The organism is Ralstonia sp. SA306 (assembly GCF_054792405.1).
The window spans coordinates 747,560-761,534 of sequence record NZ_CP096452.1; the positions used below are offsets into that span (position 1 = coordinate 747,560).

At 60.5% G+C, this 13,975-nt stretch carries 15 protein-coding genes; 10 read left to right on the forward strand and 5 right to left on the reverse strand.

All coding sequences use genetic code 11. The features are described 5' to 3' along the window. Positions 1 to 78: 78 nt before the first annotated feature. Positions 79 to 1,236 carry an anion transporter gene (locus M1D44_RS19990; RefSeq protein WP_316852241.1) on the forward strand — a complete coding sequence of 386 codons (1,158 nt, stop codon included), beginning with the start codon at positions 79 to 81 and terminating at the stop codon, positions 1,234 to 1,236. Here the strand turns inward: M1D44_RS19990 and M1D44_RS19995 are convergent. Beyond that, positions 1,233 to 2,066, reverse strand: a complete 834-nt coding sequence (locus M1D44_RS19995) for an aldo/keto reductase (protein WP_024979050.1) — start codon at positions 2,064 to 2,066, stop codon at positions 1,233 to 1,235. The two genes, M1D44_RS19990 and M1D44_RS19995, sit on opposite strands and share 4 nt — an antisense overlap. 129 nt (positions 2,067 to 2,195) lie before the next feature. Between M1D44_RS19995 and M1D44_RS20000 the strand changes: the two genes are divergently transcribed. After that, the gene (locus M1D44_RS20000) at positions 2,196 to 3,101 is read left to right on the forward strand and encodes a LysR family transcriptional regulator (RefSeq protein ID WP_112187711.1); all 906 of its coding nucleotides are present in this window, start codon (positions 2,196 to 2,198) and stop codon (positions 3,099 to 3,101) included. Positions 3,102 to 3,154: 53 nt separating this feature from the next. Here M1D44_RS20000 and fusA read toward each other — a convergent pair whose 3' ends face one another. Continuing rightward, a complete protein-coding gene (gene fusA, locus M1D44_RS20005; protein WP_024979048.1) occupies positions 3,155 to 5,257 on the reverse strand; it encodes an elongation factor G in 2,103 nt (700 codons plus the stop codon). A 128-nt stretch (positions 5,258 to 5,385) separates the two neighbouring features. Continuing rightward, positions 5,386 to 6,117 carry a Crp/Fnr family transcriptional regulator gene (locus tag M1D44_RS20010; RefSeq protein WP_316852242.1) on the reverse strand — a complete coding sequence of 244 codons (732 nt, stop codon included), beginning with the start codon at positions 6,115 to 6,117 and terminating at the stop codon, positions 5,386 to 5,388. 149 nt (positions 6,118 to 6,266) lie between these two features. Between M1D44_RS20010 and M1D44_RS20015 the strand changes: the two genes are divergently transcribed. Continuing rightward, complete coding sequence (locus tag M1D44_RS20015; RefSeq protein WP_112187949.1) at positions 6,267 to 6,800, forward strand: Mpo1 family 2-hydroxy fatty acid dioxygenase; 534 nt, start codon at positions 6,267 to 6,269, stop codon at positions 6,798 to 6,800. Between the two features lie 15 nt (positions 6,801 to 6,815). On the opposite strand, the gene M1D44_RS20020 is transcribed toward M1D44_RS20015, so the two are convergent. Together M1D44_RS20020 and fdxA are read right to left on the reverse strand one after the other, a co-directional pair. Further along, positions 6,816 to 7,643: a crotonase/enoyl-CoA hydratase family protein gene (locus tag M1D44_RS20020; protein WP_316852243.1), complete on the reverse strand. Its 828-nt coding sequence runs from the start codon at positions 7,641 to 7,643 to the stop codon at positions 6,816 to 6,818. Between the two features lie 30 nt (positions 7,644 to 7,673). Further along, positions 7,674 to 8,012: a ferredoxin FdxA gene (gene fdxA / locus M1D44_RS20025; RefSeq protein WP_024979044.1), complete on the reverse strand. Its 339-nt coding sequence runs from the start codon at positions 8,010 to 8,012 to the stop codon at positions 7,674 to 7,676. Positions 8,013 to 8,494: 482 nt separating this feature from the next. Here fdxA and M1D44_RS20030 point away from each other — a divergent pair, with 482 nt between their 5' ends. The 7 genes from M1D44_RS20030 to M1D44_RS20060 all read left to right on the forward strand — a co-directional run bounded on the left by M1D44_RS20030 (position 8,495) and on the right by M1D44_RS20060 (position 13,951). Then, positions 8,495 to 8,968 carry a hypothetical protein gene (locus M1D44_RS20030; protein WP_024979043.1) on the forward strand — a complete coding sequence of 158 codons (474 nt, stop codon included), beginning with the start codon at positions 8,495 to 8,497 and terminating at the stop codon, positions 8,966 to 8,968. 276 nt (positions 8,969 to 9,244) lie between these two features. Then, positions 9,245 to 9,742 (forward strand): lysis system i-spanin subunit Rz, encoded by a 498-nt coding sequence (locus M1D44_RS20035; protein ID WP_316852244.1) that lies wholly within the window; start codon positions 9,245 to 9,247, stop codon positions 9,740 to 9,742. A gap of 10 nt (positions 9,743 to 9,752) precedes the next feature. Continuing rightward, complete coding sequence (locus M1D44_RS20040) at positions 9,753 to 10,667, forward strand: PhzF family phenazine biosynthesis protein (protein WP_316852245.1); 915 nt, start codon at positions 9,753 to 9,755, stop codon at positions 10,665 to 10,667. A 77-nt stretch (positions 10,668 to 10,744) separates the two neighbouring features. Continuing rightward, positions 10,745 to 11,698 (forward strand): FRG domain-containing protein, encoded by a 954-nt coding sequence (locus tag M1D44_RS20045; protein WP_439004462.1) that lies wholly within the window; start codon positions 10,745 to 10,747, stop codon positions 11,696 to 11,698. Positions 11,699 to 11,888: 190 nt separating this feature from the next. Next, positions 11,889 to 12,509, forward strand: a complete 621-nt coding sequence (locus M1D44_RS20050; RefSeq protein ID WP_439004461.1) for a hypothetical protein — start codon at positions 11,889 to 11,891, stop codon at positions 12,507 to 12,509. Then, a complete protein-coding gene (locus tag M1D44_RS20055) occupies positions 12,506 to 13,042 on the forward strand; it encodes a hypothetical protein (RefSeq protein ID WP_316852248.1) in 537 nt (178 codons plus the stop codon). The genes M1D44_RS20050 and M1D44_RS20055 overlap by 4 nt, the downstream gene beginning before the upstream one ends. 168 nt (positions 13,043 to 13,210) lie before the next feature. After that, the gene (locus tag M1D44_RS20060) at positions 13,211 to 13,951 is read left to right on the forward strand and encodes a hypothetical protein (RefSeq protein ID WP_316852249.1); all 741 of its coding nucleotides are present in this window, start codon (positions 13,211 to 13,213) and stop codon (positions 13,949 to 13,951) included. The last annotated feature ends 24 nt before the right edge of the window (positions 13,952 to 13,975 follow it).

Sequence of the window (13,975 nt, forward strand, 5' to 3'; positions counted from 1 at the left end):
GTCGCACTACAATCGGCCGGGCAAACCGCGCCCAGTTGGTTTGTGCGCGTTTGCGCTAACGTTTCCTTCTCCTTTCCTATGCACGGCGATCCGCCACGCACGCACATGGCGCAAGCCGTACCGCAACACCCGCCGTTCTGGCACAACCTCAAACAAGACGTTTTCTTTTGGGCGCTGCTGGTCATTTGTGGTGCGCTGACGCTCGCAGCCCCCAAGCGCATCGTTGAATATCCGGGCCTGATTGACTGGCACACCATTGCCGCATTGGCCGGTCTGCTCATCCTGACCAAGGCGGTTGAGGCCAGCGGCATGCTTCAGTTGCTCGGCCGGCGCCTGGTCGAAGTGGTCAGCAGCGAGCGTGCGCTGGCACTCAGCCTGGTCGGGGCTTCGGCGGTGCTGTCAACCGTATTGACCAACGATGTGGCGCTGTTCGTGATCGTGCCGCTCACCGTCGGTTTGCGGCAGGTCGCCAGGCTGCCGGTGGCGCGTCTGGTGATATTCGAGGCACTGGCGGTCAACGCGGGTTCCGCGCTCACGCCGATCGGCAATCCGCAGAATCTCTTTCTGTGGCATCAATCCGGGCTGTCGTTTGGTTCATTTGTCTGGCAGATGACGCCGATGGTCGTGTTGCTGATGGCCTTGCTCCTGCTGGTGACGTGGCTGGCGTTTGCCTCGCACGAAATCCATCTGCATGCTGAAACCGGCGACGTGGAATTGCACAAGCGCCTGTTGGTGCCGGCGCTCGTGCTGTACGTGCCGTTTCTGGTGCTGACCGATCTGGGCCATCCGCTGGTGGCGGCGGCCGGGTTGATCGTGCTGTACCTGATCGGTGCGCGCTATGTGCTGGCCCGGGTGGACTGGGGCCTCCTGCTCGTGTTCATGCTGATGTTCATTGACCTCCGGCTGGTGGCGCAGCTTGGCATCGTCCGGCAGGCGCTGGACGCACTGGCGTTGAGCGATCCAATGCATCTGTACTGGGCTGGCATTGGCGTGTCGCAGATCATCAGCAACGTGCCGGCGGCAATCCTGCTAGCCGAGTATTCGCATGACTGGCCGATGATTGCCTTTGCGGTCAGCGTGGGCGGATTTGGCACGCTCATCGGGTCGCTGGCCAACCTGATTGCGTTGCGCATGCTGGGCGACCGGCGTGCCTGGTGGGCGTTTCACGCGTACTCGATGCCGTTTCTCTTGGCTGCGGCGGGCATCGTGTACGCGTGGCTGATGTGGCTGCGTTAGGCAGGCACGGCATCCCAATCGGGCGCGAAGGCTGGCTGTACGTAACGCAGCGTCTTTGGCAAGGCGTCAATGGCGGCACGGTCTGCGTCGTCCAGGCGCAGGCGCAGTGCATCAAGGTTCGCCTGCTGGTTTTCACGCCGCTGGGCCTTAGGGATGGCGATCACGTTAGGTTGCTCCAGCAACCATGCAATGGCCACCTGAGAGGCTGATGCGCCGTGCTTGCGGCCGATCGCCTGCAACGTGGCGTCTTCTGCCGCGCGCCCTTGTGCGAGCGGTGCATGGGCGGTGAGCGGAATGCCATTGCTGCCCAGGTAGGCCAGCAGCGCCGACTGATCCAAGAACGGGTGGTATTCCACCTGCACGCAAGCGAGGGGCGCGCCGATCGTGTCGATGGCGGTCTTGAGCATCGGCAGGTTGAAATTACACACACCAATGGCCCGCACGCGGCCGCTGTCACGCAGCGCCATCATCGCTTCCATCGTTGCCGCCATATCCATGTGGGGTGATGGCCAATGCACGAGGTACAAGTCGACGTAATCGAGTTTCAGCTTGGCAAGGCTCTGCTCCAATGCCAGTGGAATGGCGCGCGGTGCGAGCTGGTCATGCCAGACCTTGGTGGTGACGAACACTTCTTCGCGCGGCAGGCCCGAGGCAGCGATGGCCGCGCCGACGGCATCTTCGTTGCCATACATCGCGGCGGTGTCGATGTGCCGATACCCCAGCGCCAGCGCGCTCTCGACGACAGGTTGGCATACGTTGCTCGCCACGCGGAATGTGCCGAGGCCCAGCCGGGGAATGGAAACACCCTGCGTCTTCAACGTTAGTTGCATGTGTGGCTCCTTCGGTTGCCATGAACGATGGACGGCATGGTGCCGATTGCCGATCTTTGAATAAAGTGCGTACCATACAAATCATTCGTGAAAAAACTCCCGAAATGGCTGCGGGATGGAAAGGATTGCATGACGTTCGATGGGCAATTGTTCTCCGGCATCACGCTGCTGGCGGCGGTGGCGGAAAGCGGCAGCTTCGTGCGCGCGGCCGATGCGCTCGGGTTGTCGCCGTCCGGAGTCAGCCGCGCGGTCAGCCGGTTGGAAGCGCGCATCGGTGTGCGGCTGATTGAGCGGACCACGCGTTCACTCACGCTGACTGATGAAGGCCGCCGTCTCTACGAACAGGTCAGCCCGCATCTGACGGGCATCGCCGATGCCGCAGCGATGGCCTCGGGTGCAGTTGGCGCGGTGCAGGGGCGTTTGCGGGTGAATGTCGATCCGTTTTTTTCGCGGATGGCACTGGCGACACCGGTGGCGGGTTTTCTCGAACGCCATCCGGACTTATCGCTCGAACTGATCATGCGGGACGACGTGGGTGATCTGGTGGCCGATGGCTTTGATTTGGCCATCCGCTTTGGGCCGCCGCCCGTGGGCTCGTTCGTGGCGCGCAAGCTGGTCGAGACGCGCATCGTGACCGTGGCATCGCCGGATTACATCGCGCGCCGCGGGAAGCCGGCGCATCCTCGTGATGTGCCCTCACACGAACGCATCCTGTTCTACAACCCGGTGACGGGGCGCCCGTACGAGTGGGAGTTCTGGCGCCAGACCGAGCGCATCGAGATCCGGCCCGCCGGGCGGCTGACGGTGTCGGACGTGCGCACGATGCACGCGGCATGCGTGGCGGGCGCGGGCATTGCCCAGGTGATGGCGCTCGGTACAGAAGAGCTGCGGCGTAGCGGTCAACTGGTCGACCTGTTCCCGGATTGGCCGGATGAGCGCTTTGCGCTGTACGCGTTGTATCCATCGCGTCGCTACCTGCCGGCCAAGGTGCATGCATTCATCGATTTCTGCGTCGAGAACCTGCCGGCAGGCTAGGCCGTAAAGCACTGCGGCCGCACTGGGCGGCCGCAAGCGGATGAAGCAAAAAGTCAGACTTTCTTGGCCGACATTACGGCTTCCGACACGTTGCGCGGTGCTTCAGCGTAGTGCTTGAACTCCATCGTGTACGTTGCACGGCCCTGGCTGAGCGAACGCAGGTTGGTGGAGTAGCCGAACATTTCAGCCAGCGGCACCTCGGCATGCACGACCTTGCCGCCGCCACCCGGAATGTCTTCCGTGCCTTGCACCATGCCGCGCCGCGACGACAGATCGCCGATCACGTTGCCCATGTAGTCTTCCGGCGTTTCCACTTCCACGGCCATCATCGGTTCAAGCAGGATGGGGCCGGCTTTGCGCATGGCGTCCTTGAAGGCCATCGAGCCGGCCATGCGGAACGCATTTTCGTTCGAGTCCACGTCGTGGTATGAGCCGAAGGTCAGGCGTACCTTGACGTCGACCACCGGGTAGCCCGCCAGCACGCCCGTGTTGAGCGTGTCCCGGATGCCCTTGTCCACCGCCGGGATGAATTCACGCGGAATCACGCCGCCCTTGATCTCGTCGACGAACTCGTAGCCCTTGCCGTCGTTCGGCTCCAGCGTGATGACCGCATGGCCGTATTGGCCCCGTCCGCCAGATTGCTTGACGAACTTGCCTTCGACGTCTTCAGCGGCCTTCTTGATGGTTTCGCGGTAAGCCACCTGCGGCTTGCCGACCGTTGCTTCCACGCCAAACTCGCGCTTCATGCGATCAACCAGAATTTCCAGGTGCAATTCGCCCATGCCCGAAATGATGGTCTGGCCGGATTCCTCATCCGTCTTCACACGGAACGACGGGTCTTCCTGTGCCAGGCGGTTCAGGGCGATACCCATCTTTTCCTGGTCGGCCTTGGTCTTGGGCTCGACAGCCTGGCTGATCACGGGCTCAGGAAATTCCATGCGCTCCAGCACAATGACGTGCTCCGGATCGCACAGCGTTTCGCCCGTCGTCACATCTTTCAGGCCCACCGCGGCGGCGATGTCACCGGCTAGCACTTCCTTGATCTCTTCGCGCTGGTTGGCATGCATCTGCAGGATCCGCCCCAGGCGCTCGCGCTTGCCCTTGACCGAGTTGTAGACCGTGTCGCCCGAATTGATCTTGCCCGAATACACGCGGAAGAACGCGAGCTGGCCGACGAACGGGTCGGTCATGATCTTGAAGGCGAGGGCGGCGAAGGGCTCGCTGTCGCTGGCATGGCGCTCAAGCGGTTCGTCCTTCTCGCCGTGGCCCTGGATGGACGGAATGTCCACCGGCGAGGGCAGGTAGTCGACCACCGCATCGAGCATCGCCTGCACGCCCTTGTTCTTGAACGCAGAGCCACACAGCATCGGTACGATCTCGCCGGCGATGGTGCGCTGGCGCAGGGCGCGCTTGATCTCTTCCTCGGACAACGTTTCGCCGCCAAGGTATTTGTCCAGCAGGGCTTCATCGGCCTCGGCTGCGGCTTCGACCATCTTGTCGTGCCACTCCTGCGCGGTAGCCTTCAGCTCTTCGGGAATGTCGACGTACTCGAACTTGACCCCCTGACTCGCGTCATCCCAGACGATGGCCTTCATCTTGACGAGGTCGACCACGCCGCGGAAATGATCTTCCGCGCCAACGGGAATCTGGATCGGCACCGGATTGCCTTTCAGGCGGTCGCGCATCTGGCGCTCGACGCGGAAGAAATCCGCACCGATGCGGTCCATCTTGTTGACGAACGCAATGCGCGGCACCTTGTACTTGTTGGCCTGGCGCCAGACGGTTTCGGACTGCGGCTGCACGCCGCCCACGGAGTCGTAGACCATGCACGCGCCGTCGAGCACGCGCATGGAGCGCTCCACCTCGATGGTGAAATCGACGTGGCCCGGGGTGTCGATGATGTTGATGCGATATTCCTGGCGGTCCCCCGCCATGCCGCGCCACATGCAGTGCGTCGCCGCCGACGTGATGGTGATGCCGCGCTCCTGCTCCTGCTCCATCCAGTCCATCGTGGCCGCGCCGTCATGCACCTCGCCTATCTTGTGATTGACCCCTGTGTAGAACAGGATGCGCTCGGTCGTGGTGGTTTTACCGGCGTCGATGTGCGCCGAGATGCCGATGTTGCGATAGCGCTCGATGGGGGTCTGGCGGGGCATGATGTTTCTCTTCCGTTGAAGGACACTCGCATCGCCGACTCCGCACCATGCGAAGGGCGAATGTGCGAGTGGGAACACATTATAGGATCGGTCCTATCCCATCGCATGTAGGGGTATTGGATGAAATTTCATCCCCTTGCCACCTCATATGCGAGTTGGTGCAGGCCCGCAAAGTCCAGCAGTTCGATTTCTCCGTAAGCCAGCCTGAGGATGCCGCGCGCCTGGAAATCCTTCAAAACCTGGTTCACGGTCTGGCGGGACAGTGCCAACAATTGCGCAAGCTGCTCTTGTGGCACGTGCAGCACACGCCGCGTGCCCAGGCGCAGGTCGCCGTAGCCGTCGGCCATCAGTAGCAGGCGCCGCGCCACACGCACGGGGGCCGGCAGCAGGGCGGTCTCTTCGAGCACGATGAAGGTCAGGCGCAGCTTGTGGGTCAGTAGCAAGGCAAACGCATGCAGCAGCGCGGGTGAGCTATCCAGCAACGCAATCAGCGCCGCTTGTGGCATGTGGAGCAACGCCGTATTGCCGTCGGCGCGGGCGTCATGCGTGCGGGGCTGGCGGTCGAACACTCCGATCTCGCCAAACCAGTTGACGGGTTCCAGCACGGCCAGCAGGGCTTCGCGACCGTCCGCACTCGTCGCGCCGATGCGGATGGTGCCTTCCACCACGCAGTACAGGCCGTCGGGCGCGTCGCCACGCTGAAAGAGGATCTCGCCGGCGCCCAGGCGACGCACCGCCGCAATGTCGATCAATGCGTCCTGCAAGGCCGTGTCCAGCGTGCCGAACCAACTGCTGGCGTGCAGGCGTTCGCGGTACGAGGGGGCATCCAGCGCGCCGGATGTGGCGACGGGGTGGTCCATGAGGGGCGACTGAGGAACGCTTCGGAAACGTGGAATTTGTCGGCTACGCGACAGAGCGGCGTGCTATCCACTGACTAGGATGAAACGATCATAACGAGCGTGCGGCTGGAGCGTCCATGCTGCAAACGCACAAAAATTCGGAGGCCCTCATGCGGACCCTGTCTGACCACCTTTCCAACTACGCCGCCTATCACCTGGACGGTCGCAATATCGCCACGCACTTTGTCGGCATCCCGGCGATTGTGCTGGCCGTAGCGGTGTTGCTGTCGCGGCCCGTGCTGGCTGACCTGTCAGGCGTGCCCGTGACACCCGCGCTGGTCTTGCTGGCCCTCACGACGTTGTTCTACCTGCGCTTGGACGCGATCTTCGGCGTGGTGATGTTCGCGTTGATCGCTGCGTGCGTGTGGGCGGGCAACCATGTGGCCGCGCATTCGACGGCGGCTTGGTTGTCAGTGGGCATCGGCCTGTTCGTGATCGGCTGGATCATCCAGTTTGTCGGTCACTACTACGAAGGACGCAAGCCGGCGTTTGTTGACGACCTGGCGGGCCTGGTGATCGGCCCGCTGTTCCTCGTGGCCGAGACGGCATTTGCCCTGGGTTTGCGCGCGAAGTTGCGCGATGAGGTGGTCAGCCGTTCGCACGCCATGCGCGCCTCGATGGGCGGCAAGCACGCCGCCGCCTGAGTTGCTCGCGTCGGGCTATTTCCCTTCATATTTCGCGGCCGGCTGAAAGACCGGCGCGCGATTTTGCATACCGGCCAGCACCGCCTCGCGCTGATTGGCCGCGCCGATCAGCCGATCTTGCTCGATCGACTCGGCCAGCAGAATGGCGGCTGTGTCGCCGTCTTCCACAACACCCATCAAGCGCTTGCCGGCGCGGATGGCGTCGGGGCTCTTCTGCGCAATGTCGTGCGCTGCCGCCAGCGCCGCAGCGCGCGGATCGTCCACGACGTGCGTCGCCAGCCCCAGGGCGCAGGCTTCTTCGCCATTGACGACGCGGCCGCTGTAGATCAGTTCGCGCAGTCGATCCGGGCGAACCAGACCGCGCGTGAGCGCCATGCCGCCCATGTCGGGCACCAAGCCCCATTTGATTTCCATGACCGATAGGCGCGTGTCGGCGGCTACGTAGCGCACGTCTGCGCCCAGCGCGATCTGCAGGCCGCCGCCGTAAGCGACACCATGCACCGCAGCCAGCACCGGCACCGGCAGATCGCGCCATACCGTGCAGGCGTACTGCGGCAGATTGGCCGCCCCATGCGTGCGCTTGGCAAGACGGCCAGCGCTGACATCCGAATCCGCATCGTTGCTGCCGAGGCTCGCCATGCTGCCCATGTCCAGCCCCGCGCAGAAGGCGCGCCCCTCTCCGGACAGCACCACGGCGCGTAGATCCGCCTCGTTCATCAGGCGTTCACCAACGGTGACGAGCGCTTCGAACATGGCCGGGTCGATGGCGTTCATCTTCTCGGGGCGGTTGAGCCGGACTTCGGCCACGCCGGCGTCAATGGTGAGCAGGATGCGTTCAGTCATGGAGATGTCCTGTGCGAGGTAAGCGTCGAATCAGTCGGGAGCGATGACCAAAACATCGCGCTTGTCCTTCACCTGCGCCCAGTGCGCATGATCGGGCAGCGGCGGCTGCACTTTGGTCAGGCGGGGCCAGTCGGCGCGGCGCGAGAGTTTTGCGTTCAAGGCGATGAAGTCCTGCTGATCCGCTGGGACTTCAGCCGCCGGATAGATCGCGCCCACCGGGCACTCCGGCACGCAGATCGAGCAATCGATGCATTCATCCGGATCGATCACCAGGAAATTCGGGCCGGCGTGGAAGCAGTCCATAGGGCAGACGGCGACGCAGTCTGTGTATTTGCACTGGATGCAGGATTCGGTAACGACGTAAGGCATTGTGGTGCGAGGGTTTGGAGCCCAACTGAAAAACGTTTGAAATTATGCTGCATCAAGCTGAACCCCGACAGGGGCACACCTCTGGAGGTTGCACGGGGGGACTGCCATTTCGTCGGAGTTTTTGTGCCGACGAGCCCTTGCTCGAGATACGTCCGCTTTCACAGTGATTGGATTTCGTGAAATGAGGGTGCATCGTCGCCGAGAAAACGCTGCGCCTGCAAGGCTTCAAAGCCCAAGCCGACGACGACTACCTGGCCGAGACGGTCACGCACATCTACGCCAACAAAAGCTGGCTCGTGAACGTGAGCCTGAACGGTGGCAACACCGGCAAGGCCAAGGCGGGGCAGGGCAAGCCGAAGAAGGCGGCCGAGGTCACCAACCTGGCTATTCCCGCACCGCCCAAGTAACAAGACCCACACGCTCGCAACTGCGGCCGCATCCCAAACAGCCCGCCACCCGGCGGGCTTTTTCATTTCCAAGCCATGAACAAAGATACCTTCAGCAAGGCCGCCGCCTTGCCGCCCGCGCTTGCGGATCGCTGGTGGCCGCACATCGAGGCCACGTGCAAGCGCTTCGGCATCTTCACGCCCGCGCAGCAAGCCGCCTTTATCGCGCAGATCGGGCATGAGTCCGGCGGCTTTGCGCGCGTAACGGAATCCTTCAACTACGCCCCGGCTGGTGCGCTGGTGTCTTTGCGGTTCATTCCGGGCACGCCCGTGCAGCGCGTGGCGGCGCTACTGCTGGGCATTGCCTGCGCGCATTACCTCGGCAACGGCGTGATTGCCTTGTGGCACGTGCCCGCAGGGCTTGAGTCTGACGCCATCAAGTTCATCGCCGGCGTGTTCGGGCTGACCATCGTCGGCTACGCATACGGCGAGCTCCCGGCGCTGCGGCGCCTGGTTCATGACTGGCTGCAGCAGGCAGCGCAACGCTGGATGGGAGGCCGCAAAGAATGACGATCAGCCAAAACGACGTGCTCACCGCCATCGACATCGTGGCGCTCGTGGGCATCTGCGCGGGCGCGGCGTGGGCTGCCCTCACGCAGGCTATTCCGCACGGGCTGCGCGGTGCGCTGCTGCTGTGCGCAGTCGCCCTGTGCGCGCTGGGCAGCGCCTCCACCGCGCTCGGCGCCAATCACGACATCGCCACCGTCCAACTGCATTGCGCGCTGGCGGTGGCGGGGCTGTGGGTCACTCACATCATCCGACAAGGCAAAGCCAATGAACTTCGCAATGATCCGCCTGGTGGCAGTGGCGGCGGTAGCTGCAGCAGCCGCGTGGGGCTGGCAAGCCAACCGCTACGACAAGACCATCGCGCAGATCCAGCGCGACCACGCCATCGAGCGCCAGGCCGCCGTCGATACCGTCGTGACCGCGCTGCAGGCTGCAATCGACAAACACCGGCAGCTTACCGACCAGCTCGACGCGCTCGACCGTACCCATTTCTCGGAGATGCAACGTGCCACCGCTGAAAACACGCGCCTGCAGCGCGCTCTTGCTGCTGGTGATGTACGGATGTCAGTGCGCGCCCGTTGCCAGCCCGGCGCCAGTGCCGGCGCAAGTGAAGATCAGCCCGGCACCGGCCTGGGCGATGGAGCCGCCGGCCGATGTGAGCTATCTGGAGAGGATGCGGCGGATCTTGTCGATCTCTTCGCCGGGGCTGAGCGGGATGCGGAGAAATTGAGATACTTGCAAGGGCGCGAACGCGCGCTGGCCAATAATCCCACTTAGAAGAGCAACCATGAAGCGCCGCTACGTGACAGCCGATGTGTTCACCGATGTCCCTCTCCAAGGCAATCCCGTCGCGGTAGTGCTGGATTGCGAGGGCTTGTCGACGGAGCAAATGCAGTCCGTCGCCGCTGAATTCGGTTACAGCGAGACTACCTTCGTCTTCCCGCCCCGAGACCCGTCACACACTGCCTGGGTACGGATATTCACGCCGTTGCGGGAAATTCCGTTTGCGGGCCACCCGAATATTGGGACTGCCTTTGTGCTTGCCACGAAAGCCGCAGAAGCCGGCAAGGCGTTGCCGAACACTCTGGTCTTTGATGAGGCGGGCGGAGTTGTTCCTGTCCGACAGCTCATGGAAGGCGCTGCTGTTGTCGGCGGCGAACTTGTTGCGCCAGAGCAGTTGTCTTTGCGTTCCAAGGTTCCTGTCGAGAGTGTTGCTGCGTGCCTTTCGCTTGATGCCGACGACATTCGAGTTGACGTCCACCCGCCGATAGTCGCGTCGGTGGGGCTGCCCTTCGTCATTGTTGAGGTTCGGTCGAGAGACGCCTTGCGCAGCTGCGTGCCGAACCCGGTAGCGTACAAGGCAACCTTGCCGCTTGATGGCGCCGTGTCTGTCTATGCGTACACGCAAGATGTTGGAGACGACGGCATCCAGGCAGGCTGTGATTTACAGTCGCGCATGTTTACCCCGCGCATGACAGAAGACCCCGCTACCGGTAGTGCAACAGGGGCAACCGTGGCGCTTCTGGCAGCAGCTCGCTCGGTGTCGGAGTTGACGTTACTCGTGCGACAAGGCGTCGACATGGGGCGCCCGAGCACGCTCCTCGCTTCTTGCGAAATAAGAGGGGGCACATCGACAGTGCGAGTCGGCGGAAAATGTGTCGCCGTCATGGAGGGGTCTTTCTGGCTGCCGGTGTTGCACTGAATATGCGGTAGTCGCCGTCCGCTTTCTGTTAACTTCCGTCATTCGACATCGCTGCCTGAATCATTGACAAGCGACGCTTGAAATCTGCGTATCTGGTGTGGACGGAAGCCGGAAACTCTAACCAAGCCATAGGCGACAAAAGAAAAGGGGCGGCGGTGGAAGAACTCATAACTGAGCAGAAATTTGCGTCGCTCGATGAATTCTGGGATGCGCTGTCTCCCATCGGAAAGATCTTCGGTAATCCTTTAACTAAATTTATCTATCGCGGGCAAAGCGATGGAGATTGGAAGTTGGTGCCGCAGGTGTATCGGCAGGCGATCATTGATCGATACCGAACTGGCATGCATGCGGCTTTAGGCAAGGACCACATAGGTCAGACCCATTTCGAATGGTGGTTGTTAGAATCATTTCTGTATCACAGTGACCAGCGGGGGCTAGCAATACCTGGCGATTCAATGGAATTCCGAAAGTTCTTTGAAATTCAGAACATCATGACCGTGAATGGGATAGCTAATCATGGCTGGCCGCAGATGCAAGTATTGCCCATGATGGCAATGGCGCAACATCATGGGATTCCTACGCGTTTGCTTGATTGGTCCAGTAATGCGATGGTTGCGTGCTACTTCGCGGCAGCGGGAGCAGTGAACAAACCGACTCCCCAAACAGGGCAGACACTTGCCGTGTTCGGATTTACGTTCAACTCCTATCGAAGGGAAGTCGGCTTCCGTCACGTTCGCGTCCCCGGAAGCACCTCCGCGAATCTCTCGGCTCAAGGCGGTTCATTTATTCTTGTAAACAATAACGGGTATCGCGGCGAAGAATTTGCGATTGATGCAGACCTTGAATCAACGCTGAACTCGACCGATCGCTTGATAAAGCTCACGCTCCCAATTGAATTGGCGGGCGAACTGCTAATGAGATGCCACAAGTTCGGCTTCTCGGCGGCGACGGTGTTTCCAGGGTATGACGGAGCGGCAAAAGCCGTTCTCGAACGGCAATTGGCGGTATCGTTCTTGGAGAGGCTGGTGTAGCTGCTCCCCGTTCGAAGTTGCGAAATGGTCACGCCTTCGCGCATTACCCACCCGGCATGGGGAATGTCTCCGCACCGCTAGTGCGGTATGTCTGTAAAGGGTCGCAAGTGGACAGTCGCAAGCAGTGCCATCATCGATCGCTATCGGCCAGAAGCGGACGTCCCGGAATTCCACATGGCAGGGAGATACGTTGAACAGAATTCTCGGCATCGCAAGCACGTTAGTGCTAGTCCTCGTGTTGTCGGCATGCGATAACGCAAACTCTCCATTGAGATGGATAGAAGATGTACGCCTGCCCGATGGTCGAATTGTTACCTTGACTCGCTATCAGGAATTCAAGGGGCCGCACGAGTGGGGCGGTACCCCAACGGTGAGCGACTACTGGTTCGAGTTCAAGCATCCAGACACGGGGCAGGTTGTCCGCTGGCAAAGCGACCGGGATTTGGATGCGCTGGCTATGTTCATGGATGGAAAGGTACCCATGCTTTTGGTCAGGCCAAATTTTGGCGGTGTCGAGCGCCGAAATTGCCCTAATCCTCCCTATCTATTGTTTCGTTTCGTTGGGAGCTGGGAACAGGTCCCATTGGAGAAAATCCCCGTTAAACGCTTGCGAGCTAATTTGACGTTTGGGATCAGTGGTGAAAGAAAAATCATCGAGTCATCAAATTTTCACATCACTGCCGAACAGACCAGCAATACGACGTTTCAAGATGTTCCTTTCATCATCAACTTTTCATTGATGAAAGAACAGACTTTCGGAATTCAGAATTGCGGACGGAATCCAGACCGACTTTTGGAAAAGAACCAATGAAGAGGGCTGCCATTGGCCGACGGGCGCTGGTCGTCCGCTTTCGGCCAAATGCAGCCGCTCATTGCTTCCCTCGCTTCCCTTTACTAAAAATGCCGCTCGAAACAGTTCGCTTCGATAGCGTCTCCGGCGTAACTCAATCATCGAAGAACCGTCGTCGGGTCACCCTCTTCAACTTCACTGCCGGCGAGCGCATCGAGTATTCCGTGCCCGCGCCTGGCACACCGCAATTGTTGGCGGGCATGACAATCACGGCTTTCCTTGAGGAGGAGGGCAACTGGCAGACGCTCGTCGGCTGGCGTGACCATGCGAATGGAGCGATTGTGTGTGATAGCGCAGCGGAGGAGACATTCCTATGTTTCGCCTTGCCCCCAATACTCCTGTTCCTCGCGAGCATTGCTTGGAGGCAGCCGGCTAACCTGTTGGCAGTCGTTGTCTTGGCGGCCTACCTTATTTGGGCAATCAGACGTGTCCGAATGGTGCGACACGCCCGCACTCTGCTGACAGCTTTGCCACTGCCACAAGCCTTCGTCTAGCCGCCGGCCGCTTCCGGCCAAGAGCGGGCAGTCAAAGGCGGCTTATCAACCATCGATGATCCACGTAAGTTGAGCGGTTTTTGCGCGCAAATATAGACTTGCTAAGAGCGTCGCATCCTCTTCATTCCACGGCACCGTGTCGAGAATGGATTCTGAATGGAGTTGTGCATGAAAAGCTTTAAGCTTGTCTTGGCAATTGGACTCGCGTTATGTGTGCTTGGCTGCGAAGAGCGGGTTCCCGCGGAGAACACCCCGGCTTTCTACGAGTTGCACGGAGTCGTTAATGATGGAAAGAGAACCAACGAGATCACGCTGATTAACGATAGGGATGAGAGTCGCCCAAAATTGCGATTTTCTCCAGAAATACCGGTTTCAGTCTATACGCCAGACACACACAATCCGAATCCCAGAAAAATCAGAAAGGGTCTCGCCTATCAGGCTAGCGTAGCCCTTGAGCTAGACCCTCAGAGGAAGTTGATTCCGATCGTACCCACGCCCGACCACTTAATCTATGACATGGTAGAGATTCGCTTCCGCTCCGGTAAGCCGAATCTCGGGTGGGCCGAAGCTACGCTATCGAACCTCCTGCGCCAATCTCCAAGAGTCGTTGAAAAGACGGAGTGGGGACTGAAAGAGTATATGCCGATGGTTGGTGGGGCGCTGCACAGTTTCGACTACATACCGCTAAATGATGATTTTAAATCGATTGACGGGATGAGGATGTGGATTCAGTGCGATGTTGGTGGCGCGAAGATCTCGGGAAATCAAAGTCCAGCGGTATGCGCTAGTCAATTTTTCTATAAAAATGGGTTAAGTGTGGTATATGTTTTTCGGGCCTCCCTTATGCCGTACTGGCAGGAAATTTACAGGGAAGTAATCAGGTTCTCAGATCACGTTCTAGTGCAGTAGATCCTGCTGTGACTGTCTGCAACG

Coding starts and splice junctions, on each gene's coding strand:
- M1D44_RS20055 (WP_316852248.1), top strand. CDS start 12,506: ATGAAGAGGGCTGCCATTGGCCGACGGGCGCTGGTCGTCCGCTTTCGG.
- M1D44_RS20010 (WP_316852242.1), bottom strand. CDS start 6,117: ATGGACCACCCCGTCGCCACATCCGGCGCGCTGGATGCCCCCTCGTAC.
- fdxA (WP_024979044.1), bottom strand. CDS start 8,012: ATGCCTTACGTCGTTACCGAATCCTGCATCCAGTGCAAATACACAGAC.
- M1D44_RS19990 (WP_316852241.1), top strand. CDS start 79: ATGCACGGCGATCCGCCACGCACGCACATGGCGCAAGCCGTACCGCAA.
- M1D44_RS20035 (WP_316852244.1), top strand. CDS start 9,245: ATGATCCGCCTGGTGGCAGTGGCGGCGGTAGCTGCAGCAGCCGCGTGG.
- M1D44_RS20060 (WP_316852249.1), top strand. CDS start 13,211: ATGAAAAGCTTTAAGCTTGTCTTGGCAATTGGACTCGCGTTATGTGTG.
- M1D44_RS20040 (WP_316852245.1), top strand. CDS start 9,753: ATGAAGCGCCGCTACGTGACAGCCGATGTGTTCACCGATGTCCCTCTC.
- fusA (WP_024979048.1), bottom strand. CDS start 5,257: ATGCCCCGCCAGACCCCCATCGAGCGCTATCGCAACATCGGCATCTCG.
- M1D44_RS20030 (WP_024979043.1), top strand. CDS start 8,495: ATGAACAAAGATACCTTCAGCAAGGCCGCCGCCTTGCCGCCCGCGCTT.
- M1D44_RS20020 (WP_316852243.1), bottom strand. CDS start 7,643: ATGACTGAACGCATCCTGCTCACCATTGACGCCGGCGTGGCCGAAGTC.
- M1D44_RS20000 (WP_112187711.1), top strand. CDS start 2,196: ATGACGTTCGATGGGCAATTGTTCTCCGGCATCACGCTGCTGGCGGCG.
- M1D44_RS19995 (WP_024979050.1), bottom strand. CDS start 2,066: ATGCAACTAACGTTGAAGACGCAGGGTGTTTCCATTCCCCGGCTGGGC.
- M1D44_RS20015 (WP_112187949.1), top strand. CDS start 6,267: ATGCGGACCCTGTCTGACCACCTTTCCAACTACGCCGCCTATCACCTG.